Genomic DNA, 22782 nt, shown 5'->3' with positions numbered 1-22782 from the left:
ATATCGTATAGTAAGATATATTCGTGATTTCAGAAATAAAACCCTTTTATTTGGATAAAAAATGTTGAAAAAGTTTATTTTTATTGAAATATAAGGTAATCTATGTGTAAAGGTATACATTTAGCAAGAGAGAGGATGATAGCTGTGAATACATTCAAATGGATTAGTCATGAACAGATGTATGTAGATGAAATACATGTTGAAAAATGTGGTCCTCTTTCAGTCGGCGTATATGGGGGAAATCAAGAGAGTGATGCATATGAACGAGGAGATGCGGTGCTGGCTTGGTGGGATCCTGAATTACAATTTGAATTTGTTATGATTTTTGATACACATCACAAAACAAAAAATATAGATTATATAATAGAAGCGATTTCGGAAAGAAAAGAAAAACTAAAAGAGTTATTCTCATATCCAATACATTTAGCTTTCCATCATACACATATGTACTTATTAGCGTTATTTACAGATGAGTTATTTATTAAAAAGTGTGATCAAGATGATGAGGAACTCGCTTGCTTAATTTGTTTACGAAAAGGCGAATTTTTATATTGGTTATCAGTTGGTGATTGTTTCGCGTATTTATTCCATTCTGAGAAAACGAAAAATGGAAAAGGACGATTAAATAAACGGAAGAATTACGAATATATTGGCAGGAAAAATATTTTTGCAGCAAATACACCTTGCTTTACGTCAGGTGTAAGAGGATTAGAAAAAGGAATGAATCACATTGTAATGGCAACGGACGGTATTTTAGAGTGTGACAAACGAAGGTTTGATGATGATCAATCTTTAGTAGAAATATTACACGACGGAAATAGCTTGCAGATTGAGCCCGTATTAACAAATGTACTGCAGTGGAAAGGTAGAGACTGTGCCACGATTATTGGATGGTCTATTGATACTGATAATAAACAATGTGCTAATTAATATAAAAGGAGTTCAAGGTTTTTATCCTTGAACTCCTTTTTGTTAAGCAATATGGATGTGATATGTTTTTAACCATTCATTTACTTGTAGCATATACTCCATGGCACTTCTTGCTTCAAAATTGTTAATCTCTTTATTACTTTGATCAGCAATTGAAAGTAAGATGGAATGGTTAATAAGTGAGAAAATAGGATTGTTTTTATTGCTACACATATCAAGTGTTAAATTACGGATTGTTTGTAAGTAGTGTGGATCTTGTGAAGTTGGATAAGCGCTTTTTCTTCTATTACGTACATCGTCAGGTAAAGCTGGTTGTAGTGCTCTACGTAAAATGCCTTTTTCAATATTATCAATACTTTTTATGTTGAAAGGAACATTCCATAAATATTCAACTAATCTATAATCGCAAAACGGTACACGAACTTCAAATCCAACAGCCATACTCATACGATCTTTACGGTCAAGTAAGAAAGGAAGGAATCGTGTTAAAAATAAATAAAACATTTGGCGTTGTTTCGCGGATTTTTTACTTTCCCCTTCAAGAGTAGGTACTTCAAGTATCGCTTCTTGGAATCGTGTATCAATATAGTTTTCTAGATTACATTGGTTACTTACTTCATTTAGTAGAAGAGGAGATGTATTTTTCCAATTTGTTAGCCAAGGAAACTTATCTACATATAGTAATTCTTCTTGATGAAACCAAGGGTATCCACCGAATACTTCATCAGCCGATTCACCGGATAAAGCTACGGTCGCATCTTTTTTCATTTCGCAAAATAGTAAATATAGTGAAGTTTCCATTTCACCAGCACTCGGTAAATCTTTCGCATGAAGGGGAACGAATAAGTGATTTGCTAATTCTTCAGCATTCACAATAATATCATGATGCGCTGTCCCTACATGTTCAGAAACGCGTTTTACCCAAGGAGCGTCTAAACCAGTGCGAGCAAATGTCAGCTCGAAATCTTTTGCACTATTTACAAAGTCAACGGAATACGTATGAAGTGTTTTATTTTCCGCAGCAAATTCTTTACCCGCAAGTGCAGTAATACCGCTAGAGTCTAATCCGCCTGATAACATACAAACGAGAGGAACATCGGCAATTAATTGTCTTTTTACTGTATCTTGTAAAATAGATAAAATATGCGAAGATGTATCTTCTATAGAGTCTGTATGGAACTTACTTTCTAAATTCCAATACTTCGTAACTACTTTTTTATGACGTGTAAATGTTATAGAATGTCCAGCACGTACTTCTTTAATATGTTTAAAGACGCCACATCCTGGAGTGCGAAATAAGCCTAATCCAAATATTTCATTTATTCCACCCGCATCAAGTTCAGCAGGGACAGATGGATGCGCTAATAATGCTTTAATTTCAGAGCCGAAAATAATACTGTGATTTCTTTCTGTGTAAAAGAGTGGTTTTACACCTAAATGATCTCGTGCTAAAAACAATTGTTGCTTCTGATCATCCCATAAGGCAAAAGCGAAAATTCCGTTTAAATATCGCACGCAGTCTTCTTTCCATTCTAAATAAGCATGTAGTAATACTTCTGTATCTGAATGGGTTTCAAATGCATGCCCACATTTTTGAAGCTGCTCTTTAAGTTCACGGAAATTATAAATTTCTCCATTATAGGTAAGAGCATACGTATAATCACCAGCACGGAATGTCTTCGGCTGTGTCCCGCCTTCTGGATCAATTACAATTAAACGCCGGTGTGCAAAGGCCGCATGAGGTGAAAACCAAAATCCTTCAGCATCTGGACCACGATGCTCAATACTATTTGCCATCTTTTTTAAAATAACATGTTGATTTGAAAGGTCTTCCTTCCAATCTACCCAACCTGTAATTCCACACATACACATCTCATCTCCTAAATTAAAATAGTAGATTAACGAAATAAAATGTACACTAAGTTAAAAAGTGACTATATAAATAGTGTACTACATGAATTAAATTACAGACTTGAGAAAATTTTCTTTGAACGCATAGTTATGTGAGACAATGGCTAAGGGAAAGTATTCCATTACATACAAAAAATAAAAAGATGAGAGAAAAAATTTTCTCAGACGTTATATAGGGTGTAAGAGCTTTTACAAAACAATAAGGGGAATCGCTACATGAAATCAAATGAGAAAAATTTTATAAAAAGATTACAGCGGCAAAAAGAAGATGCGTTAGAATTTGTTGTCGATACATACTTACCACTCATAAAGGGGATCACGCATAAAGTTCTACTTCCCATTCAAAATGATGGACTCATAGAGGAATGTATAAACGATATATTTCTTTCCATTTGGAATAACGCAAATAAATTTCATGGAGAGCCGAGTGATTTTAAAAAGTGGATTGCAGCGATTGCAAAGTTTAAAGCAATTGATTATTACCGGAAATCGACTAAAACGGTAGAAATCATTTCAGATGAGTTTCATATCAGTACAGAAAAATCAGCAGAAGACGAATTAATCGTTATGGAAGATAGGGAAGAATTATTGAAGCTCATTAATCAATTAGAACCGCTAGATCAAAAGGTGTTCATTATGAAATATTTACTTGGTATGAAGACAGAGGAAATAGGTGACAAGTTAGGATTAACTCGGGCAGCAATTGATAATCGAGTGTACCGTGGGAAAAAGAAACTACAACAAAATGCTACGAATATTAGTTTTGGAGGTAGTGCAATATGAAAGACATTTATGAACTATTAAATGATATTGATATAGACGAAAAAGAACTAGAAGAAATTGAGGCTTCTGAAATTGAAAAGGAAAAAGTAAAACGAAATGTAAAACAATCGATACGTACGAAGAAAAAGATGAAAAGTTGGAAAAAAGGTGTCGCTGCTGCATCTATTTTAGTAGGATTATCAGTTGCAACTCTTGGTATCGGTTTTCCTACATATGCCGGGGGATTGCCAATTGTAGGGGACATATTCCGATTTTTAGATAATGGTAGAACAGGGTTATATGAAAACTCTAAAACTGACGCAGGGAAGATAATGGAGCCTCATTATAATTATAAACAATACACTACAGTACTAAATATGACAAAAGAAAGCAAGGGAATAAAGATAACGATTAATGATGCCATTTTTGATGGGAAGACAGTATCAATAAACTATTCTATAGAAAGTAACAGAGATCTAGGCGAAAATCCAAGTACGTTGGATTTTTTAACTATTAAAGGAGCAGGTACCCAATCAGGTAGCAATAAAATTACTAAAGTCGCAGATAGAAAATATACAGGTTTAATAAAAACAAGTAGCGATCTAGTTGGTAGTAAAGAAACTATAGTGAATGTTGAATGGAATGTACAAAGTATAGCCATTTTAGAAACTGAAGAAGAGATAAAAGGGGATTGGAATTTTAATATTAATCTAAAAGGAATAGAAAATAAAGAGACATTGATTGGAGGTAGTACAGAAAAAGATGGTGTCAAAGTAAATATGGAGAGAATGGAAATAACACCAATTTCGTTTATTCTATATTACAACCAAGAAGTATCTCAAAAGATAAGGGGTGTATGGGATGGAGTGGATGTCGATTTAGAAGTGAGAGATGATTTAGGTAATCAGTATTATGGAGAAGGAAATGGAGGTTCAGGTGAAGATTCTTATAATTTTAATTGGAGTAAAACATTCCAACAACTTAATGAGAACGCTACTAAGTTAATAATAACACCTCACGTTAATTTAAGAATCCACACTCCTGAAAATTATGGATCGGTAACAATAGTTGAAGGACAAGTAAAGGAGCGTTTTGTACCTCGAAGATTGGGAGGCAATAAGGGTATTGTATTAGATGATATTGTCATTGATTTAAAGAAATAAAAGAGAGACTGCCTAAAATCATTTAGGCAGTCTTTTTTCGCTAAGAACTAGTGACGAGTAGTGCATGCGGATGCTGCGTTTTATATTCATCTTTCCACGGAATGTTTAGTTGTTCCCACGATTCGCCGCTATCATTGGATTGAAAGGCGCCATTGTTATTTAACGTGTAAAACGTATGTGGTTCAGCCTTGTTTGTCGCAAACATCGAAATGACTGTACCGATTGCAGATGGTAGTCCTTGTTGTACTTGCTGGAACGGAGTATCTTTCGTTTTTCGATAAATATAAGATTCATAAGGGATACGGTGATGAGCCAGATCAGCACTCGGTGCAGCTGAAACGAGAATCGTATTGCAATCAGCTGGATCAATTGCCAGGCTGTATAAATAATGATGTTCAAGTCCTTCACTGCATGAGATCCAGCTGTTTCCATTGTTATAACTTTCAAGATAAGCACGATCAGGTCCGCCCATAAATCCGTCACCACATGATGCATAAAGACGATTTGGTGCTTCAGGGTGCATAAGTAATTGATGAGCATCGATAGGAGCACCGAATTTTTTATCAATCCATGTATGCCCTTTATCATTACTTTGAATAACAGCACCAGCTTCGATTGAAACGTGTATTGTATTAGGGTTGTTTGGATCAACTGTAATCCAGCGTACGTGATGGGTAAAAGGTCTAGGCGGGAAAGCCCACGTATAAGAAGATAATAATGATTTCATATTTTTAAGTTCAGTCCACGTTTCACCACCATTTTCAGAGCGAAATAAAGCGCTCGGTTCTGTGCCGACATAAACGCCCCCATATCCGTTCACTTGTTCATTTGAGCTTATTGTTATGGAAGTGATAGAGGAGTGTAAAATACCATCTTCTTTAGGGAAATCAAAGTAACGATAAGAATCTCCAATTGGTCTCCATGAATCCCCGCTATCGTCGCTTAACCATAGACCTCGTCCGAATGTTCCGCAATATACACGGTTTGGGCGGAACGGATCAACAGCGATACAGGTAGGTTGCATATTTTGTAAGTGGTAAGTCGTTTCATAGTTATCATATTGTTCTTTCACTACAACAAGTTCACGTTCCATACAGAGAAATAAACGTTTCATTTTAGTAACCTCCTTAAAAAGTCTTTCATTAGTAAACAATATGAAAATAAAAAAGAAGTAGTCTTGTTTTTATTTGAGAAAAAGGGATTGTCTAAAAAGTAGCGAAGTGTGTATACAGAGGAAGCGGGCGTTTACAATCAGTTGATTCGGGATAAAGATGGGGAGTTTGTTTCATACTAACATACAGATATTGTACTTAAAGGAGTATAAGTATGGGACATTCGCATGATCATGGTCATTCAAAAAATAAAAAGGCATTACTAATTGCCTTCCTACTAACAACAAGTTTTATGATTGCAGAAGTTGTTGGTGGATTTGTAACAAATAGCTTAGCACTACTATCTGACGCGGGGCATATGCTAAGTGATGCAGTATCTTTAGCTTTAAGTTTACTTGCGTTTAAGCTCGGAGAAAAAACAGCAACAACTGCGAAAACATACGGGTATAAGCGAGTCGAAATGTTAGCAGCATTATGTAACGGTGTCGTTCTTATTGTCATTTCGGTATACATTTTTATTGAAGCAATCCGTCGTTTTAAAGAACCAGTTGAGATTGCTAGTAATGGGATGCTCATTATTGCAGTCCTTGGTCTGCTTATTAATATTTTATCAGCTTGGATATTAATGAGAGGCGGAGATGTGAAAGGTAATTTGAATTTAAGAAGTGCTTTCCTGCACGTACTAGGCGATCTATTGGGTTCCGTCGGAGCGATCATTGCTGCGTTACTTATTAAATTTTTCGGATGGACTGCTGCAGATGCGATTGCTAGTATTCTTGTGTCTATTTTAGTCATTATTAGTGGATGGCGTGTAACACGTGATACGGTTCATATATTAATGGAAGGTGCACCACAGCACATAAATGTCGAAGAGGTAAAAAGTACGTTATTAAATATTCCGATTGTCAAAGAAGTTCATGATTTGCACATATGGTCTGTCACATCAGATTTTCAAGTATTAACATGTCATCTTATTATTAAAGGGAATGAAACGCAAAGTGTATTAAAAGAGGCTACGTATGTATTAAAGGAGAAATTTCATGTAGAACATGTCACCATTCAAGTAGAAATAGATGGTGAATTTCATCACGATGAGACAACTTGCAAAGTATGAAAGAAAAAGGATAAGAAAAAGTGTCATAACATTTTCCGCACGGCATACATATATATAATGTGGCCACAAATACTTTGCAAGGTAAATATTTCATGAAATTACTTTACTTATAAAGAGTCATCTTTTATAATCAAAAGTGGTAATTGATAAAGATTATCATTTTCAATGATCGTAGAAAGGAGTTTTTTAAAAGATGAGTAGTCAACTCCGTTTTGCTGTTGAAAATCGTAAGAGGCATTTAATTGATGAGTTAATTGGAGCAGGTGTGTTTAAGATTCGCGACCGACAATTATACGAGCTGTCTTTAGAGGAATTGGAAAAAGAGTACGAAGATATGGAAGATTATGCAAATGTTCAGGCATAGCTATATAGATTAGTCAAAGGAGAGCTGGTTACGATTTTGTGTAACCAGCTCTCCTTTTATTTCGTAGAAATTATTTTTTGTATTTCTTTCATGGGACGGAGCCAGTTTTGGGTCATTATTTGTTCCATTTGTTTTTCGTCCTGCTTCTGTAATGCTTGAATGATAGAGTGATGTTCTTCAATAGATTGACTTGCTGGAACAAAGTTTTGGAAAAACAAATATTCAAGACGTAAAACGTGAAGGTGCATATTTTCTAGAAAGGGTTCAATATATTGGTTTTTAGCAATAGAAGAAATTGTATTGTGGAATTGTATATCTAATTTTAAAGCTTGTTTTGCGTTTTTTTTCTCTATAGAGTGCTGAAAATGATCATTTATTTCAGAAAGTAGTTGAATATCAGCGTCTGTAATGTTTTGAAGAGCTTGCTTTCCTATAATAGAGTGAAGACCAGCCATCGTTTCATAAATGATAGATACGTCGTCTAACTTAATAGGAGCAATTTTTGTTTTTTGCCCTGGTACCATTTCCACTAATCCAGAAAGCTCTAATATTTGAAGTGCTTCTCTTACAGGTGTTCTGCTTACTCCTAGTGCCTCAGCCAATTCCCCATCATTAATTTTTTCATTGGGCTTCAGTACACCTTCAATAATCCAATTTTGTAGTTGATTTAAAACGAGTGATTTTGCTGAAATTCTTCCTGGTTTTTTATAATTTTGAGGGACAGGCATAGTGAATTCAATCCTTTCATTGTATATTTTCCTTTTTTGCATGAACAAGCTTTAATTTTTGTTTCCCTTCATCTGGCTTTTGGCTTAAGATGAGCACCATTACAATGACACAAAAAGCGCCTAATAACTGAAAAGATTGAAATGGCACGTGCAATATAAGTACAGAAGAAATAATAGCTGCGAGTGGTTCTGTGCAACCAAATAATGTTGTTTCTTTCGGAGTCAGGTATCGTATGCTGTCTAAGTATAAATAAAAGGCAATAAGTGTCCCGAAAATGACGACAAATGTGATGAGCGGTAGGGTACTTAGTTTTACATATTTCATAGTTGATAATAAAATGAATTCGTTTGTAGAAATAAAGTGTACAATCGTTACACCAATACCCCCAATAATCATGCCCCATCCAACGATAACGGAGGAAGACCATTTTTCTAACAATTCCTTTGAATATAAACTATAAAAAGCGAGAGATAATCCAGATAAAATACCCCAAATAATAGCTGGTGTAGAAACAGCCAAGTTATGAACAGACCCGTTTGTTAGTAAGAGAAAAGTGCCTGCTAATGAAAGGGTAATTGAAATGAAATCAATTTTTGATGGACGAACGTTCCATTTGAAAAGTAAGTATACAGTGATGAATATAGGAGCTAAATATTGTAATAATGTTGCCACGGCAGCATTTCCCTCTTTAATTGAAGCGAAATACGTATACTGTACAGCAAGCATACCGAATAGACCAAACAAAATCATTTTAATAGCATCAGATTTTTGTTTCCAAATGCCAAATATCTCTTTTTTTCTCGTTCCGAATGAGGAAATAATGAGCAAAATAATTCCAGATATAAGTAAACGGATCGTAACTAACCATTCGGTTGAAACATTGTCATATTGAAAAAGCTGTTGTGCAGCTGTACCAGACAAGCCCCATAAACAAGCACCGATTATGACCATTATAATTCCTTTTAATCGATTTGAATCCATATGATTTAAAATTCTCCTTTCTAAAAATATAAATTGAATACAATATGCAATATATCACAGAATAACTCGTTAATAAACTGAAATTTCTAATTTTATTTTTTGTGTATAGTAAAATATTGTAGAGGAGGGGGAGTATATGTTAGCTGGATTTTTAGTTTGTTTATTTGTTGGGTTACTTATCATTTTTTTAGGGTATCAAATACATGTGAAAAAGAGGTTGTTTTTGTTAGCAGGATATCAAGAAGAAACGTTTGTTGGAGATAAAAATAAATTAGCGAAGCTTTCAGGAGCATTTTCTTATATAGTTGGAGTTGCTACTATAATATTACCGCTTGGCTTAGAAAAAATAGGGGATGTAGTTGGTATCGTATATGTTATATTAATTGTTTTAGGTACAATTGTATTTATAATTAAAGCAAACCTATTAAATAAGAGTGCTATAAAGTAAAAAGGCTTCATTCTACTGAAGCCTTTTATTAATTATTATGAAGTATAAGTAAAAGCCGGAATAGGATCAATAAATGTATTCCACTTTTGTCCCATTTCCTTTTCTGTTAATAGACAATCATCTAATGATTGTTCAATCACAGAACGATTCATATCAATACCGATAAATACGAGCTCAGTTATTCGATCTCCATATCGCTCGTCCCAGTTTTTTAATACTTCTGGTTCTTCTGCAATCATTTGATTTCTTTCAGTTTCAGGTAATGCGGCTATCCATTCACCGGCTCCTTGAATTGTAATAGAGGAACCTGCTTGAGATAGAAGCCCTATCATATTATTACGAGATGCCAGCCAGAAGAATCCTTTCGCTCTTACAACATCTAAAGGCCATTTTTCTAGCCAATTCATAAGGCGCTCGGGATGGAAAGGATATTTGCGGCGGTAAACAAAGGAATTGATACCGTATTCTTCCGTTTCCGGTGTATGATAGTCACTATTTAATTCTTGTATCCAGCCGGCCGATTGACTGGCTTCTTCATAATTAAATAGATTTGTGTTTAAAATTTCTTGTAATGGTACTTTGCTAAACGAAGATTCAAGAACTTTTGCATTAGGATTTAATTTTTTTAGTAAATGATGAAGCTCTATCACATCTTCTTTTTCTAGCAAATCTATCTTATTAAGAATAATTACGTTTGCAAACTCAATTTGATCTATTAATAAATCAATAACTTCCCGGGTATCATTCTCATCGATTGCTTGTTTTCGGTCTAATAAACTTTCTCCATCTGCAAAATCATCCCAAAATCTGTTTGCATCTACAACTGTAACCATCGTATCGAGGCGACAATTTTTCGTTAAATCAATGTTAAGAACTTCGTCTGTATAAGTAAACGTTTGAGCAACTGGAATAGGCTCACTTATACCAGAAGATTCAATAATAATATAGTCAATATCACCATTTTCCACAAGACGATTCACTTCTATCATTAAATCTTCTCGTAGTGTACAACAAATACAGCCATTTTGAATTTCTACTAGTTTTTCCTCCGTACGTGAAAAACCACCCTTTTTTATAAGAGATGCATCAATGTTTACTTCGCTCATATCATTAACGATAACAGCTACTTTTAAGTTATTCTTATTAGTCAAAATGTGATGTAGTAAGGTAGTTTTTCCAGATCCTAAAAAACCACTTAATACAGTGATAGGTACTTTTTTCATGAAATGATCTCTCCTTTAAATCGTAATGATTACGTTTTATGTTAAACGATAGGAAAAGAAAAAGCAAGAATAAATCATAATGATTACGATTTAAGAATAGAAATAGACTATAAAATTTGTGCTGTAGTATGGAGCATTTGGACAAGCACATGTTTACATATAAATAAAATGGAGGCGAGAAGCTTGGTCTTTAATAGAGTTTCAAAAGAATTAGTAGGCATAGCTCTTATCGCTATGTTTCTCTTTTTATTATTTTTTGTAGATTTTACAAGTCTAGCAAATTTGCACAAAAATATGCCACAGGAATGGTTGAATGTGAATACAGTATTTTTAAGTATCATTTTTGAAGCAATACCCTTTATTTTATTAGGGGTAATTGTTTCTTCATGTATTCAAGTGTTTGTGACGGAAGATATGATTCAAAAAGTACTGCCGAAATCTCCGATTGTTGCAATGATTCCGGCAGTATTTGTGGGAGTTCTTTTTCCAATGTGTGAATGTGTCATTATACCAATTGTAAGAAGGCTCATTCAAAAGGGGTTACCACTTCATGTAGGCATTGTTATTTTACTGAGTGCACCCATTATGAATCCAGTTGTTCTTTTATCTACTGTATATGCGTTTCCAAAAAATGATTACGTTGTATATGCACGCTTTGGGATAACAATTTTAGTTGCTCTATTCATAGGTCTAATTGTGTATTATTGCTATCGCGAAAGAAATGTTTTAAAAGATGTAGAGGTTTCAGTTCAAACAAGCAATAAAAAGAGTTGGAAAGATGTTATGAATCACATTGTAGATGAGTTTTTTGATACTGGTAAGTATTTATTGATTGGTGCTTTTTTAGCAAGTGTATTTCAAACGTTTTTTGATCGGAATGTACTGGATGCAGTAGCACATAACGAAGTAATTGCCCCCTTTATTATGATGGGATTTGGTTATGTTTTATCAATTTGCTCTGCAGCCGATGCTTTTATAGCGGCATCTTTTGGACATGTTTTCTCGGTAAAGGCACTTCTCGCATTTCTTGTGTTTGGGCCTATGCTTGATATGAAAAATACGTTAATGCTATTTGCATATTTTCAAAAGAGATTTGTATTCTTTTTGATAGGAATTGTCATTATATCTGTGTATACCATCCTGCAAATCATAATGTTATAGGAGGTGAGAAAGAATGGGGAAAGAGGAGCAGAAGGCATATCATTGCTATATTCGTGGCATTATTTTAATTGGTTTAGCAATGCTCTTATTTAAACTACTTGTAACAGGGAATATTTATAATTTTATCGCTCCAAAAATGATCAAATTTACGTATATAGCTTTTGTAGTAATTTTAATTTTTGGTATTGTACAAGTTTGGAGAGATGGAAGAGAAAAACAGCATGATTGTAATTGTTGTAAACATCATACAACATCAAAATCAGGGATAAAAAGTTTCTTTGTATATGTTTTATTTGTCGTTCCGATAGTTAGTGCTTTTCTCTTTGGAAGTGTAACAATTGATGGAAGTTTAGCAGGAAAAAGGGGTATGAATCAAAGTGTACAGTCGAGAAGTCTAGAAAGGAACGAAAAAGAGGGGAAACAGGTTAAGTTTGATGGGCGAGAAGTATCAGTTGATCCAGAAGAAACATCAAATTTAGCAACGACTTATAAAACGGAAGAGCAAGTAGTAAAAAGTATGTTAGGACAGCGTAAACTACAAGTAAAGGATAAGGATTATGTTCAAACAATGAATGTAATTGGTCAAAATGTCAATTGGTTTAAAGGGAAAGAAATTACATTCTTAGGGTTTATATATAAGGATAAAGATGTGACGGGTAATAAAGCAGTAGTGGCTCGATATGGTATAACTTGTTGTATTGCGGATGCATCAGTCTGGGGGATGATTGTTACCGGGAAAAATATTGAAAAAATTCCAGAAGAAACATGGGTGAAAATAACAGGATTATTAGATGAAACGACATATAAAGGAACAGTCTTTCCACTTGTAAAAGTAAACAAAATCGAGAAAATTAATAAGCCAACTGACCCATATGTATATGATGCTTTACCTCAATAGAAAAGAATAAATTCTTCATATTTTCATGAAATAGAATCATAATCATGGCAATAAAAAAATAAAGATAAGAGTAATTTGGTTTGTTAAAAATATGTGCAGAAGGAGTTATGCGATGAACTGGGTTACTCATAAACCATCATTTGAATTTGAAACATTTAGTCCTATTATTCGGTCACAATCTGCGTGGAGTGGACATTTAGATTTTGCATATGACTTAGTACGATTTGAAAAACCGGAAACTTTAGTTGAGTTAGGTACACATCTAGGTGCTTCTTTCTTCAGTTTTTGTCAAGGAGTAAAAGATGGAGGGTTATCGACTAAATGCTTTGCAGTAGATACTTGGGCTGGAGATGGGCATACAGGTCCATATGGAGAAGGGGTTTTTCAAATAGTAGAAAAAGTAGTGAGCGATAACTACCTTAATATAGGAAATTTAATTCGATCTACTTTTGATGATGCTGTAGACCGGTTTCAAGATGAAACGATAAATCTTTTGCATATTGATGGCTATCATACGTATGAAGCTGTTTCTCACGATTATAATACATGGCTACCGAAAGTCGCGAAAAACGGTATTGTATTATTTCATGATATTGAAGTTAGAAGTGGTGATTTCGGCGTGTATAAGTTTTGGGATGAGGTAAAAGCGAAGTGCCCTCATTTTCAATTTGCGCATTCATATGGACTGGGAGTGTTATTTCCGAAGGGTTGTAGTGATAAGTTTGAGGAAATACTTAAAAATAAAGAAGAAATACAAAATATGTATAAATAAAGATAGGGCATACATCATTTTAAGGATGTGTGCCCTATTTTTTGCGTAGAAAATAATGGTGTGAATTAAAAAGTTAAGATAGTTGTAAAAAGTTTTGTTGCAGCAAATATTAAAAAAGTTAGTATGGGATTGTTCCTTGTAAATAAAGTGAAGCTTTAATATGTTCATATCGATTCGGAATTTTACAGTAGTTAATTTCTTACCTAAGTGCTTTGCACTTACTGAATTTTAAGGCGGAGGTCTTATTGGCCGAAAATATCGGGATAAATAAAAATACAACATTTTTTATATTTTTCATTGCGAAAAACGTAATCTACTTTTACAATAGAAAGGGTTGTGAATATATTATACTGGAAAAATAAATCGAAATAATATGAAAATTTTGTTTTGTCTTCGCTAATTGTATATTACATACATGTAAGACGACATACGTCATGTTATCGACTTGTAAGGAGAGAAAAAAATGAAAAGTGTAAGATTACCATCGATGCTAGAAATCATAGTTCTTTTATTACTATTTCTTGCTGTTGTCTTTTCCTTCCAAACGATTTTTGATCTCCCAATTCAATTAGCGCTATTTATTTCATGGTTTTTAGTAATTGCGCTTGGATTAAGATTAGGATTTCGTTATCAAGAATTGCAAGATGCAATTACGAAAGGGATTTCTAACGGATTAGAAGCAATACTGATTTTAGTTGCAGTAGGTGCTTTAATTGGAACGTGGATTGCTGGTGGGGTAGTACCAACATTAATCTATTATGGATTAGAATTTATTCACCCTAGCATATTCCTATTAGCAACATTAATTATTTGTTCTATAACTTCTATCGCAACAGGAACGTCTTGGGGAACAGTGGGAACAGCAGGTATTGCTATGATGGCGATTGGTGAAGGACTTGGTTTACCACTTCCGCTTGTTGCTGGTGCAGTTCTTTCAGGAGCTTATTTCGGCGACAAATTATCACCACTTTCTGATAGCACAGTTCTTGCAGCTTCTATGGCGAAAGTAGATGTTATTGCTCACGTTCGAGCTATGCTCGTATTAGATGTTCCGGCTTATATTATTACTAGTATTATGTTTACTGTAGCTGGTTGGATGTATGGCGGCGATAATGTAGATTTGAATCGAGTAGAATTTTTAAAAGAAGCTTTATTAAAGCAATTTGATATTAAAATATGGATGCTTGTTCCGGCGGTCATTGTTATCGTTCTATTAGCGATGAAGAAACCGTCTATGCCAACAATTGCAATGGGAGCTTTAATTGGTGCAATTTGGGCAACTCTTTTCCAAGGGATGAACTTTGGAGAGGCGATTGGAACAGCTTATAACGGATTCTCAATTCAATCTGGTGTTGAGTTTGTTGACAAGTTATTAAACCGTGGTGGAATTAACGGCATGCTTGGCTCAGTAGCCGTTATTATTTTCGGTTTAGGATTTGGTGGATTACTTGAAAAACTAGGTGTTTTAAAAGTAATCGTATCAAAATTTGAGAAGAAATTAAATTCTGCAGGTAATGTAACATTGTCTACATTAATCGTGGCATTCTTAGCTAATATATTTGGTTGTGCGATGTATGTATCACTAATTTTAACACCAAAAATTATGGAAGATAGCTATGATAAATTAAAAATAGACCGTCGTGTATTAGCGCGTAACTCAGAAGTAGGTGGAACGTTAACTTCAGGTATGGTTCCATGGTCTGATAATGGTATTTTTATGGCGGGTATTTTAGGTGTAGCAACGTTCTCATACGTTCCGTTTATGTGGTTAAGCTTCGTATCGTTAATTTTAGCAGTTATTTACGGATATACAGGCAAATTCATCTGGTATGTAGATGATGCAGATAAAGGAAAGCAAGCATCATAAAATAAAAATCACCTTCTACAATATGTAGAAGGTGATTTTTTTATTTTTTAATAGCATTTGCTGAAGTTATTTCATTCTCATATTTAGCAATTTTTTGTTGTATCTTTTTTAAGTTTTTTTCAGTGTCTTGCATGAGCTGTAAGACATTGGTCTCCTGTTGTTTCATTAATGCTAACCTTTGAAGGATGGTAGATTCTCCTTCCATAGACCAGTCGATAAATTGTTTTATTTTTTGAATTGGCATACTGGTGTTTTTTAAACACAAAATCATTTCTAAATATTTCAGTGCTTCTTCATCAAAAACTCGATCTCCTTTTTCGTTTCTTTGCAGAAAAGGAAACAGTCCTTGTTTATCGTAATAACGTATTTGAGAAATAGTTAAATGTTGCATTTTGGCGACTTGCCCAATTGTATAATACATATCATTCATCCTTTTATTACCAAGGTATAATGCCATCTTTGTTAAGTATTTTACCATTATAGTTTGTTTCACTTAATGCATATTTAATAATAATTTTAGCACTTTCAGTGGTTGTATGGCCACCAGGGGAATTTCCATTAAGATCCGTAGTTGTAAAACCAGGAGTTACCCCAAATACTTCTGGACCGTTAGTGGCAAATTCTTTACTAAAAGCTAATGTTAAAGCATTAATAGCTGTTTTGGAAGAATTATATCCTAGTGTATTAATTGGATGTGTTTCACCATTAGCAAACATTGTTAGTGAGGCCATGTCAGTTGTTACATTTATGATTTTACTGTTGCTTGAATTCTTTAATAATGGTAAAAAGGCTTGCATCATTTGGAAAGTTCCAAAAAAATTAACTTCAAATCCTTGGCGTAAAGTTTCAATATTTAATTCACTAGGTAGTGTATTGAAGTCTAGCGCTATGCCTGCGTTATTAATTAATAAATGTAAGTGGTCAGTCATTTCGTAAATTTTCTTTATTGCTTCTTGAATGGATTGTGAATTTGAAATATCTACTTGAATATAGGAAACGTTTGAAACATTTAAAGATTCTACGGCTTGTTGTCCAAGTTGTTCATTACGAGCACCTAAAAATACGTGATAATCTTTTTCTGCTAATTGACGAACAAGTTCATATCCAATTCCTTTATTTGCACCTGTTATAAAAGCATATTTTTTCATATTGAATTCCTCCAGTAGTGTTATAGTAGGTTACAATGGAAAGGATACAGCCTAAACTTAAGTTTAGGTCAAGAGGAATTTTTTAAAATAAATATAGAATATCTATATATAAGAGTGAGAATTCTTATCATTTAAGAGAAAGTCTGTTATTATAAGAGATGTAGGTATTATATTTTCAAGGGGATGAAAACATGGAGTACAGAATTGAAAGAGATACATTAGGAGAAATAAAAGTTCCAGCTGATAAATTATGGGCAGCACAAACACAACGTAGTAAAGAAAACTTTCCAATTGGAACAGAGCAAATGCCACTTGAAATTGTAAAAGCATTTGCAATTTTAAAGAAGAGTGCAGCGCTTAGCAATCAAAAATTAGGAAAGCTATCAGAAGAAAAAGCAGAAGCAATTGTAGAAGCTGCGGATGAAGTGATTGCAGGGAAATGGAATGAACATTTTCCGCTTGTCGTATGGCAAACAGGTAGTGGTACACAGTCAAACATGAATGTGAATGAAGTAATTGCAAATCGTGGGAATCAAATTTTGAAAGAGAAGGGATCTGACGTACATATTCATCCGAATGATGATGTGAACATGTCACAAAGTTCAAATGATACATTTCCAACGGCGCTTCATGTAGCTTGTGTAATCGCAGTAGAAAATCACGTATTACCAGCAATTACGAAATTAAAAGAAACTTTAGCAGAAAAAGTAACTGCATTTGAACATATTATAAAAATTGGTCGTACACATTTACAAGATGCAACGCCGTTAACTTTAGGGCAAGAAATTAGCGGATGGCACCGTATGCTTGAAAAAACAGAGCGTATGATTGCAGAGAGCAATACATATATGAAAGAGTTAGCAATTGGTGGAACTGCGGTTGGAACAGGTATCAATGCTCATCCTAAATTTGGTGAGATGGTATCAGAGGAAATTAGTCAATTTACAGGTAAACAATTTGTTTCTGCACCAAATAAGTTCCATGCATTAACGAGCCATGATGAAGTTGTATATACTCACGGTGCATTAAAAGCATTAGCTGCGGATTTAATGAAAATCGCTAACGATGTACGTTGGCTTGCAAGTGGTCCACGTAGTGGTCTTGGAGAAATTATTATTCCAGCAAATGAACCGGGAAGCTCTATTATGCCAGGGAAAGTAAATCCAACGCAAAGTGAAGCATTAACGATGGTTGTAGCGCAAGTGATGGGGAATGATGCAACAATCGGATTTGCTGCGAGCCAAGGTAACTTTGAGTTAAATGTATTTAAACCTGTTATTGCTTATAACTTCTTACAATCAGCTCACTTATTAGCGGATGCAATTATTTCGTTTAATGACAATTGTGCAGTTGGTATTGAAGCAGATGAAGAAGTAATTAATGAAAATGTGAATCGTTCACTAATGCTTGTAACAGCGCTAAACCCACATATAGGATATGAAAATGCAGCGAAAATTGCGAAGCATGCTCATAAAGAAGGGTTAACTTTAAAAGAAGCAGCATTGCAATCTGGGCTACTAACAGAAGAGCAATTTGATGAAATTGTAGATCCAAAGAAAATGATTGCTCCAATAGAGTAATAGAGAAAGCCAAGGTTCTTAGTATAGAATCTTGGCTTTTTTGATGTTCATTTTTATGTTTCATCTACTTGCAATACTACAAGCTTCAAAATATATTATTTGTTAGCAGGCGTATTCATTACTTTCATCTGTGGGCAGTTCTCTTTTAAGAGTGAAATGAATTTTTCTTCTTCTAGTGGTACGAAAGTGGTCACTGAGTCAAATAAATTGTAATGGATTTCTAATTGTTGTCTAGTCCATTTTTTTGAATGAAGTTTTTTACCAGAGTATTTAACGTGACGAATATCTTCAAATGGAATTTCAGTATGAAAAATGAAACCGTGTTTTACAACAAGAGATGATTCTGTTATGTTGTAGTGAGAGAAATAGAATGAAGAAAGATTCACGATATTTAATAGCATCATGAGAGTGAAAAAATAGAATTTTCATTTTGGAAGAATAACGAAACGAAAAAATAATTATAAATAATGTAATGAAAATGACGTGGAATGGATTTTTTTTCGCTTTAAATTTCAAGTTAGTCACCTCGGTATACTTGTTCTTTAACTAAATTAAATCATAACATTGTGATAAAACGTGTGAATATGCAGAATTGCATATTCGCGCGTTTTATTATTCATGTAAAATTTCTTGATGGGATAAATTCAAAAGAAGTTTTGTAATAGTGGAGTGGCATAAAGTGACTTATAAGAATAGAAAGATAGCGTTAGTCATAATTAGTTGTATGATCATTATGAGTAGTTGTGCTAATAAATTTGTTGAAGATAGAAATCGAAAGCATACATTTGTACAAGCAAGTAAGGTTTTAGTAGAGACTGTAAATAGAATATATAAAGTAAAGGATGTTTTCTTATACGAAAACATCTTTTTGTAGTTAAAATTGAATACTGAAGTTTTGGAATGAGTGAATACCAGTTCCATATTCACTAATCGCATATGTATTCTGTGCAATTTGTTTAACGGTAAACTAAGGGTCTTAAAGAATATTTATGTTCTATTTCACATCCTATAAAATGAATTTGTATAAACATATTCGCTTTTCGTTGTATTAAACCCTTTTGTTAGATGTTTTTATAAAAGTTTATAAAATGGGCAAACGAAACGTTGAAATGTTTGTTTGCGTTGTGATAAGATGATGAAGTGATAATAAACGATATATTGATTTGTTTGGTTTTAAATAAACATTTTGAAGGAGTGTTTAGTATGAGCGATATTTCAGAGAAGTTTTGGGATGCGTCAATAGAGGAATTAAAGAAAGGGTATGTGTTTGATGAAGAAAAAGAGGAGTACATTTGCTTAGCTTGTGGTGAAACATTTATTAAAGGTGTTATTTATCAAGATAACCAAATTTTGTATGAAGCAGAGAAATTCGTCCAATTGCATATTCAAAATGAGCATACGTCTATGTTTGATTATTTGTTAAATATGGATAAGAAATTTACTGGTTTAACGGATTTACAAAAGAAAATGGTTCAGTTTTTCCATATGGGACTGAATGATAAAGAAATTGTAAAAGAGATGGATGGCGGAAGTACATCAACAATTCGTAATCATCGATTTACACTGCGAGAGAAAATGAAGCAAGCAAAAGTATTTTTAGCGCTAATGGAATTATCAGAAGAAAAATCAAAAGTACAAACGAAATTTGTGCCAATTCATAGAACAGCAACGATGGTGGATGATCGATACAATATTACGGAAGAAGAAAATGATGAAGTATTAAAAGCTCATTTTACAGAAGGATTAGATGGACCTCTCTCTAAATTTCCGAAGAAACAAAAGCGTAAATTAATTATATTGCGCCATTTAGTGAAGAAGTTTGATAGTAATAAAAAGTATACTGAAAAAGAAGTAAATACAGTGATAGAAAATGTATACCCTGATTTTGTAACTTTAAGAAGATATTTAATCGAATATGGATTTTTAGATCGAACAGCCGATGGAAGTCAATATTGGGTGAAGTTATAATCATACGAAAAGAAAATGAATAGAAGCACAGTATTATAACAACTATACAAAGAGATAGAGATTGAAAATAGATGTTTAATAAAAGGAGAAATGAAATTTGAAACCACCTGCAGATAACAATAAAGAAGGTGCGGAGTCACATAAGTTGGAAAGTGAGAGTAAACCGATTTGGAAATCGATGTCGATGTTTTTAGTACCGTTATTATTAAGTAATGTACTACAATCAGTTGGACAATTATTTGGTATGGTAGTAGTAGGAAGATGGCTTGGAGTTAATGATTTAGCGGCTATATCAGCATTCTTCCCATTATTTTTCTTGCTCGTTTCATTTGTAATTGGTATCGGTTCAGGAAGCTCTATTTTAATTGGTCAGGCGTTTGGTGCTAAAAACGAAGATCGTTTAAAAGCTATCGTTGGTACGACGTTGACGTTTACCTTTATTATTGGAGTTGTGTTGGCGATAATAGGCAGTATTTTTGCGATGGATATTATGCGTCTAATGGGAACGCCAGAAAATATTATTGAAATAAGTGTACATTATGCACGGATTTTATTTATATCGATGCCAGTATTATTTTTATATTTCGCATATACAACATTTATGAGAGGTACAGGAGATTCTAAAACGCCATTTTACTTTTTAATTGTAAGTACAGCGCTAAATATGATCTTATTACCGATTCTTATTTTTGGATGGTTAGGAGCTCCGAAATTAGATGTGTATGGAGCGGCCTATGCATCTGTTATATCTACAGTTATTACGTTTATTGTCATGCTTGTGTATTTAAAGAAGAAAAATCACCCATTACAACTAGATGGAACGGTTAGAAAATACCTTCGAATGGATGGGGAGTTATTAAAGCTATTACTAAGGCTCGGTATTCCAGCGAGTATTAATATGATATTAGTTTCATTATCTGAAATTGCCGTAATCGCATTTGTAAATCGTTACGGTTCGGATGCAACAGCTGCTTACGGCGTTGTGAATCAAGTTGCAAGTTATGTACAAATGCCAGCAGTTAGCCTTGGTATTACAGTTTCCATTTTTGCGGCACAATCGATTGGTGCGAATCAATTTGATCGATTACAGAAAGTTGTGAAGGCCGGAATTATTATGAACTACGTCATCGGTGGTGTGTTAATATCTCTTATTTACGTATTCTCAAGAGACATTTTATCACTATTTTTAACGAGTCAAACTACAATTGAAATTGCTCATAGCTTAGTTATGATTACATTATGGAGTTATTTAATTTTCGGTCATGCACAAATTATTAGTGCGACAATGCGAGCGAGCGGTACAGTACTTTGGCCAACTGTTATTGGAGTTGTTTCAATTTGGCTTGTAGAAGTACCCGTAGCATATTATCTTTCTTACCATACAAGTCTTGGAATAGAAGGCATTTGGATCGGGTATCCAGCAGCATTTATTGTCAGCTTAATATTACAGTATGCATATTATAAGCTTTCATGGCAAAAGAAACGAATTACACGATTAGTTAGTTAAATAGAAAAATGTCCCTAAGTTATTAGACTTAGGGACATTTTTTCGTAAGTTCAGGTTTATAAATAGCTTTTTAAAGTTATATCAAAATGTTGTCTAATGAGTGTTTTATCACTCATATAAAACTCCCACGCTTTTTCCGGTTCACCGATAATCTCAAAGGATTCCTCTGTAATATATAAAGCGCAATTATCCGCCAGTGCAATTCCTTCTATATTCCCTTGATGATTTTGTAAAAAGGAATGGAAGGCGTTCATTCTGTTTAATTGATTATAATGTGGACAAAATCTTTTATTAACAATACCCCATCCGTTACTCTCTATATAACCAGAACCTTCATAATCTGATCGGATACTAGACGTGAACCAACACATAGCACCAGCGCTATAACCAGCAATAAGTGTTCCTTGCTGCAGAGCCAATAATAATTTTTCATCGAGTCTATGTTCTTTCCATTGCGTAAGCATGTGAATATAGTTCCCGCCACCTAAATAAATTAAATCGGCTGAATGAATCATCTCGTCTATTTCATACTTTGAAGGTGAATCTGTTGTAGTACGTAAAATTTGTACTTCACAATGTAATTGTTTTTCAAAAGTGTCTAAAAATAATTTTATATAGCTTTCATCATCATGACTAGCCGTTGGAATAAACAATATTTTTGGGTACTGTTTATTTGTTAATTCTATAAGGCGTTCATTAATAGGCAAGTGATTTGAATCTTGTAAATCACCGCCACCAATGACAGCTAATTTCATAGTAAAGCACCACCTAATTATTTTTGTTATATAAAAATTCGATAGAAGAGAGTTACATTCCTTCCGTAATGTAATCAATAATTAGAAAATGTAGCTTAAGTATATCGGAATAGTAAAGAAACTGCTGACTATATATACCAATGCATTAGAAACCATACATTGATATATAATATTTCATACTAATGTTTCAAAATATGGAAAAAATATGTTTAAATAGATATAATGACGCATTGATTCATATTGAATTTATACTTATATTTTAAAAGGGTATCGGAAATAATAGCGATTTTTAAAACAGTTTTTACTTTTAATAGGAAGTTGTATTACAATATGTTAAAATTATTTCAATATATTTATTTAATATGAAATACAAAGAAGGAGCGTGAAAA

22 protein-coding genes and 1 pseudogene are annotated in these 22782 nt (G+C 33.7%); 14 read left to right on the top strand and 9 right to left on the bottom strand.

Translation table 11 applies throughout. From position 1 onward, the window contains the following. Window positions 1-102: 102 nt before the first annotated feature. Window positions 103-930, top strand: coding sequence for a PP2C family serine/threonine-protein phosphatase (locus IQ781_RS06965; protein ID WP_002040904.1), 828 nt, complete (start codon window positions 103-105; stop codon window positions 928-930). A 42-nt stretch (window positions 931-972) separates the two neighbouring features. On the opposite strand, the gene asnB is transcribed toward IQ781_RS06965, so the two are convergent. After that, complete coding sequence (gene asnB, locus IQ781_RS06960; RefSeq protein ID WP_139847003.1) at window positions 973-2796, bottom strand: asparagine synthase (glutamine-hydrolyzing); 1824 nt, start codon at window positions 2794-2796, stop codon at window positions 973-975. 261 nt (window positions 2797-3057) lie between these two features. Here asnB and IQ781_RS06955 point away from each other — a divergent pair, with 261 nt between their 5' ends. Further along, window positions 3058-3624 carry a sigma-70 family RNA polymerase sigma factor gene (locus IQ781_RS06955; protein ID WP_000840007.1) on the top strand — a complete coding sequence of 189 codons (567 nt, stop codon included), beginning with the start codon at window positions 3058-3060 and terminating at the stop codon, window positions 3622-3624. Then, a complete protein-coding gene (locus IQ781_RS06950) occupies window positions 3621-4766 on the top strand; it encodes a DUF4179 domain-containing protein (RefSeq protein WP_000653121.1) in 1146 nt (381 codons plus the stop codon). The genes IQ781_RS06955 and IQ781_RS06950 overlap by 4 nt, the downstream gene beginning before the upstream one ends. Window positions 4767-4806: 40 nt before the next feature. Here IQ781_RS06950 and IQ781_RS06945 read toward each other — a convergent pair whose 3' ends face one another. After that, window positions 4807-5880, bottom strand: a complete 1074-nt coding sequence (locus IQ781_RS06945; protein ID WP_139847001.1) for a beta propeller repeat protein — start codon at window positions 5878-5880, stop codon at window positions 4807-4809. Between the two features lie 212 nt (window positions 5881-6092). Here IQ781_RS06945 and IQ781_RS06940 point away from each other — a divergent pair, with 212 nt between their 5' ends. Together IQ781_RS06940 and fbpA are read left to right on the top strand one after the other, a co-directional pair. Then, window positions 6093-6992, top strand: coding sequence for a cation diffusion facilitator family transporter (locus IQ781_RS06940; RefSeq protein ID WP_000510034.1), 900 nt, complete (start codon window positions 6093-6095; stop codon window positions 6990-6992). Between the two features lie 193 nt (window positions 6993-7185). Then, the gene (gene fbpA, locus IQ781_RS06935; RefSeq protein WP_000098303.1) at window positions 7186-7356 is read left to right on the top strand and encodes a Fur-regulated basic protein FbpA; all 171 of its coding nucleotides are present in this window, start codon (window positions 7186-7188) and stop codon (window positions 7354-7356) included. 56 nt (window positions 7357-7412) lie between these two features. On the opposite strand, the gene IQ781_RS06930 is transcribed toward fbpA, so the two are convergent. Together IQ781_RS06930 and IQ781_RS06925 are read right to left on the bottom strand one after the other, a co-directional pair. Then, window positions 7413-8084, bottom strand: coding sequence for a GntR family transcriptional regulator (locus IQ781_RS06930; protein ID WP_139847000.1), 672 nt, complete (start codon window positions 8082-8084; stop codon window positions 7413-7415). 16 nt (window positions 8085-8100) lie between these two features. Beyond that, window positions 8101-9066 carry a DMT family transporter gene (locus IQ781_RS06925; protein ID WP_033696015.1) on the bottom strand — a complete coding sequence of 322 codons (966 nt, stop codon included), beginning with the start codon at window positions 9064-9066 and terminating at the stop codon, window positions 8101-8103. A 136-nt stretch (window positions 9067-9202) separates the two neighbouring features. Between IQ781_RS06925 and IQ781_RS06920 the strand changes: the two genes are divergently transcribed. Further along, window positions 9203-9514, top strand: a complete 312-nt coding sequence (locus IQ781_RS06920) for a DUF3784 domain-containing protein (RefSeq protein ID WP_017673981.1) — start codon at window positions 9203-9205, stop codon at window positions 9512-9514. A gap of 35 nt (window positions 9515-9549) precedes the next feature. Here IQ781_RS06920 and IQ781_RS06915 read toward each other — a convergent pair whose 3' ends face one another. Beyond that, a complete protein-coding gene (locus IQ781_RS06915; protein ID WP_000757677.1) occupies window positions 9550-10737 on the bottom strand; it encodes a GTP-binding protein in 1188 nt (395 codons plus the stop codon). A gap of 168 nt (window positions 10738-10905) precedes the next feature. On the opposite strand from IQ781_RS06915, the gene IQ781_RS06910 reads away from it, so the two are divergent. The 4 genes from IQ781_RS06910 (at window position 10906) to nhaC (ending at window position 15435) form a co-directional block, all read left to right on the top strand. After that, on the top strand, window positions 10906-11898 hold the full coding sequence (locus IQ781_RS06910) for a permease (protein ID WP_171287437.1): 993 nt from the start codon (window positions 10906-10908) through the stop codon (window positions 11896-11898). 13 nt (window positions 11899-11911) lie between these two features. Next, window positions 11912-12796, top strand: coding sequence for a TIGR03943 family putative permease subunit (locus tag IQ781_RS06905; protein ID WP_000513979.1), 885 nt, complete (start codon window positions 11912-11914; stop codon window positions 12794-12796). A gap of 112 nt (window positions 12797-12908) precedes the next feature. Continuing rightward, window positions 12909-13568: a class I SAM-dependent methyltransferase gene (locus tag IQ781_RS06900; protein ID WP_001104669.1), complete on the top strand. Its 660-nt coding sequence runs from the start codon at window positions 12909-12911 to the stop codon at window positions 13566-13568. Between the two features lie 463 nt (window positions 13569-14031). Next, a complete protein-coding gene (gene nhaC / locus IQ781_RS06895) occupies window positions 14032-15435 on the top strand; it encodes a Na+/H+ antiporter NhaC (protein WP_000843992.1) in 1404 nt (467 codons plus the stop codon). Between the two features lie 40 nt (window positions 15436-15475). Here nhaC and IQ781_RS06890 read toward each other — a convergent pair whose 3' ends face one another. Next, entirely contained in the window at window positions 15476-15856 is a 381-nt protein-coding gene (locus IQ781_RS06890; protein ID WP_000291863.1) for a MerR family transcriptional regulator, read from the bottom strand. A gap of 16 nt (window positions 15857-15872) precedes the next feature. Then, window positions 15873-16583 (bottom strand): SDR family NAD(P)-dependent oxidoreductase, encoded by a 711-nt coding sequence (locus IQ781_RS06885; protein ID WP_000759544.1) that lies wholly within the window; start codon window positions 16581-16583, stop codon window positions 15873-15875. Between the two features lie 191 nt (window positions 16584-16774). Between IQ781_RS06885 and fumC the strand changes: the two genes are divergently transcribed. Beyond that, window positions 16775-18163, top strand: a complete 1389-nt coding sequence (gene fumC, locus IQ781_RS06880; RefSeq protein WP_139846999.1) for a class II fumarate hydratase — start codon at window positions 16775-16777, stop codon at window positions 18161-18163. 95 nt (window positions 18164-18258) lie between these two features. On the opposite strand, the pseudogene IQ781_RS06875 reads toward fumC, so the two are convergent. Then, window positions 18259-18679 (bottom strand): annotated as a pseudogene (locus tag IQ781_RS06875) (PH domain-containing protein). A 163-nt stretch (window positions 18680-18842) separates the two neighbouring features. On the opposite strand from IQ781_RS06875, the gene IQ781_RS06870 reads away from it, so the two are divergent. The 3 genes from IQ781_RS06870 to IQ781_RS06860 all read left to right on the top strand — a co-directional run bounded on the left by IQ781_RS06870 (window position 18843) and on the right by IQ781_RS06860 (window position 21638). After that, window positions 18843-19037: a hypothetical protein gene (locus IQ781_RS06870; RefSeq protein WP_242808275.1), complete on the top strand. Its 195-nt coding sequence runs from the start codon at window positions 18843-18845 to the stop codon at window positions 19035-19037. Window positions 19038-19366: 329 nt separating this feature from the next. Beyond that, window positions 19367-20131 carry a DUF2087 domain-containing protein gene (locus IQ781_RS06865; RefSeq protein WP_001280271.1) on the top strand — a complete coding sequence of 255 codons (765 nt, stop codon included), beginning with the start codon at window positions 19367-19369 and terminating at the stop codon, window positions 20129-20131. A gap of 97 nt (window positions 20132-20228) precedes the next feature. Then, on the top strand, window positions 20229-21638 hold the full coding sequence (locus IQ781_RS06860) for an MATE family efflux transporter (RefSeq protein ID WP_000804124.1): 1410 nt from the start codon (window positions 20229-20231) through the stop codon (window positions 21636-21638). Between the two features lie 56 nt (window positions 21639-21694). Here IQ781_RS06860 and IQ781_RS06855 read toward each other — a convergent pair whose 3' ends face one another. Continuing rightward, window positions 21695-22393: a peptidase E gene (locus IQ781_RS06855; protein ID WP_139846998.1), complete on the bottom strand. Its 699-nt coding sequence runs from the start codon at window positions 22391-22393 to the stop codon at window positions 21695-21697. Window positions 22394-22782 lie beyond the last annotated feature (389 nt).

The sequence above is a fragment of the Bacillus sp. N447-1 genome, from assembly GCF_022701035.1.
GTDB lineage: Bacteria > Bacillota > Bacilli > Bacillales > Bacillaceae_G > Bacillus_A > Bacillus_A cereus.
The sequence above is the reverse complement of the archived record's forward strand: the minus strand, read 5'-3'. Positions and strand labels throughout refer to the sequence as shown.